Source organism: Vagococcus elongatus, assembly GCF_003987645.1.
Classification (GTDB): Bacteria; Bacillota; Bacilli; order Lactobacillales; family Vagococcaceae; genus Vagococcus_A; species Vagococcus_A elongatus.
Genome location: NZ_NGKA01000046.1, coordinates 1 through 2,384 on the forward strand (window position 1 = coordinate 1; position 2,384 = coordinate 2,384).

The 2,384-nt window shown below is 37.1% G+C and carries 2 protein-coding genes; both read right to left on the minus strand.

What is annotated here, in order from left to right; translation table 11 throughout:
• Positions 1–175: 175 nt before the first annotated feature.
• Positions 176–1,330, minus strand: coding sequence for a GGDEF domain-containing protein (locus tag CBF29_RS13570; RefSeq protein ID WP_126810237.1), 1,155 nt, complete (start codon positions 1,328–1,330; stop codon positions 176–178).
• Positions 1,327–2,289 (minus strand): AcpB/EbpR/MafR family transcriptional regulator, encoded by a 963-nt coding sequence (locus CBF29_RS13575; RefSeq protein WP_484444100.1) that lies wholly within the window; start codon positions 2,287–2,289, stop codon positions 1,327–1,329. Before CBF29_RS13575 ends, CBF29_RS13570 begins: the two co-directional genes overlap by 4 nt.
• Positions 2,290–2,384: the final 95 nt, after the last annotated feature.

Below are 2,384 nucleotides of genomic sequence, written 5' to 3' on the forward strand. Positions count from 1 at the left end.
GACCTGATTCATGTTATAATCTTTGTACATAGATAGCACTCCCTTTTGGTTATGGTTGGTACTTTAATTATACAAGGAAGTGCTATTTTTATCGCTAAAAAAAGGAACAAAATCATAAAAAGATTTCGTTCCTTTTTTGTCGTGAATGAGGACTTATGGGTCAGCCTCTTAGTTTTTATTTATGATAGCTCACTAAAGAATTTTCATACTGCTTTTTTGCTTGGTAAAGTGCTGTATCGGATTGTTTGATAGCTTCGGCTAGTTTAAAGTCCTTGCTCATCCGTGTATGAATCGTTCCGATAGACAATCTGATAGGAAGAGTATGATTTTCATAGTGAAAAGGAGTATTTTGAACGAGGGTCAAAAGATTTTTTAACTCCCACTCTACTTGTTCCGGTGAGTAATGATGGATAATCAAAAACTCATCACCGCCAAGGCGATAAATATGACTGGAATGAAAAACATCACTTTTTAATAGTTTGGAAAAATGGTACAGTGCTGCATCGCCAGCAGAATGTCCAAATTGATCATTGATTTTTTTGAATGAGTCTAAATCTATGGTAGTAATAGAAATAGTTGTGTTGTCTGGTATTTTTCGGTTCAAAGATAAAAATTCAATGTAAGTGTCTAATGCTTGCCGGTTGAATAATTTCGTCAAGGGATCTTTCATAGACGTGATTTGAAAAACATTGATGGACACGATAGTTTTTAATGACATTTCAATGAAATAGACAGTTGTAATCAATAACAAACTCATAATGGCGTAATAGAATAAGAGCTGCCAACCAACATTGCGTTCAAACAAGTCAGGGAGATACATTCTAAGCAGCAGCGTCCGGAAAACAAAAAATAAAAGCAAAAAGCAAAAGAGTTTCTTCCAGATGTGTTCTTTTTTCTTTGAAAAGAAATAGGAAATTAGAAGTACAATCAGCGTAAAAATGATATTATTGAAAAATTCGATTGAAAAAAGGGAGATGCCTGTCAAATAATATTGCCAAGATTTGGCAAGTATTAAGACAATGGAAGAAATGCATCCAGAATAAAACGAGACATAAAAGACCACCAGATAGATGAAAATATAGCGGGCATCAATCCGGTGCCAAGTATCAAGCTGAATCGTATTAAGGGACAACAAGAAACTGAATAGGCCGTAGCTGATGCCGATAATCGTTTCTTGTGTTTTGTTTAATCGATAACTTTCCATAGGGGAAGCTGGCGTATTGGTATTTTTTATCATGCTGCGCACAGTGAAAAAATAACCCAGCAAGAAGGAACTGGTCATGATGGCCAAGTTATTGATTACAGCGCTGATGAGTAGTGAATATTTCATGATATCTCTTGCCTTTCTAAATTAAGAAAGAGGTCGTCAATATTAGTAACGATATTTTCTGGTCCCCGATTGCGTTCATTGATTGCGACCCTGATTTTCCCCCAGTCTTGATCAGTAGGGAATGTGTTGACCACAACCATCTTGTGTTTTGGCAGTGTGTCGCAGATAAAATTCGTCACAAAAAGATCACAGTCTGCGAAGGATTCTTCGGTCAGGGACTGTAAGTTCAAAATTGGTTTTGTGTAGGGTTTGACGTGCGCTTTTTGTCCGAAGTTTTTCTCTAAAAGACTTGCCAGCATGATGGTGTGATCACTGCCGTGGTCGGTCAAGACAAGCACAGTGACCTTAGTTCTCTTGTTTTCTAAAATGATCGGCAAATTCTGCCACTTTACCATGATCCAATACAATATGTCGGTAAAATAAATAGAATACCAAGGGAAATTGGTCTCTTTTTCCATGATTTTTAAAGAGTATTCAAGCAGTCTGGCATAGTTGGGATAATTTTTGGAGATGGCCACTGCGTTAAAGCGAAACTTGTCAAAAATGATGGGATCTTTGAAAGGGTATGCTTGATGATGCATAAAAATAAGCATTAATATTTTTTTTGCCAACTTTTGGCTGTTTATATCCATTTCTAGAAAGAGAGATTTCTGAAATCGCTGAATGAACAGGTCCATCTGTTCATTCATCACCCGTTGACTCACTTGAGGAATATGATCTTCCTTAAGAAAATAAATCGAACACACCAAATCTTTGACCAACGCCTCATTCATTTCCAGACCCATTTCATTCACGATAGCTTCCAGTTCCCCATGGTCTCCCATGACAATGTGACTGTTTTCCTCAGATAGGTCATCCCATTCTTTCGAATCAGTTAAAAAGCCTTGCTGGTAGCGAGTCAAGGAAACGCTGATGAGATAGACTAAGTAATGCCTGCTGATTACTATATCTTCGTTGATTTAACAGTATCTGTTATATTTTTTTGGTATAATAAGTGCAGGACTTTTCTCGGCAGGTGGCCGAATCCCTTGCACTTTTATTCATTATGGAGGCA

Coding starts and splice junctions, on each gene's coding strand:
- CBF29_RS13570 (WP_126810237.1), bottom strand. CDS start 1,330: ATGAAATATTCACTACTCATCAGCGCTGTAATCAATAACTTGGCCATC.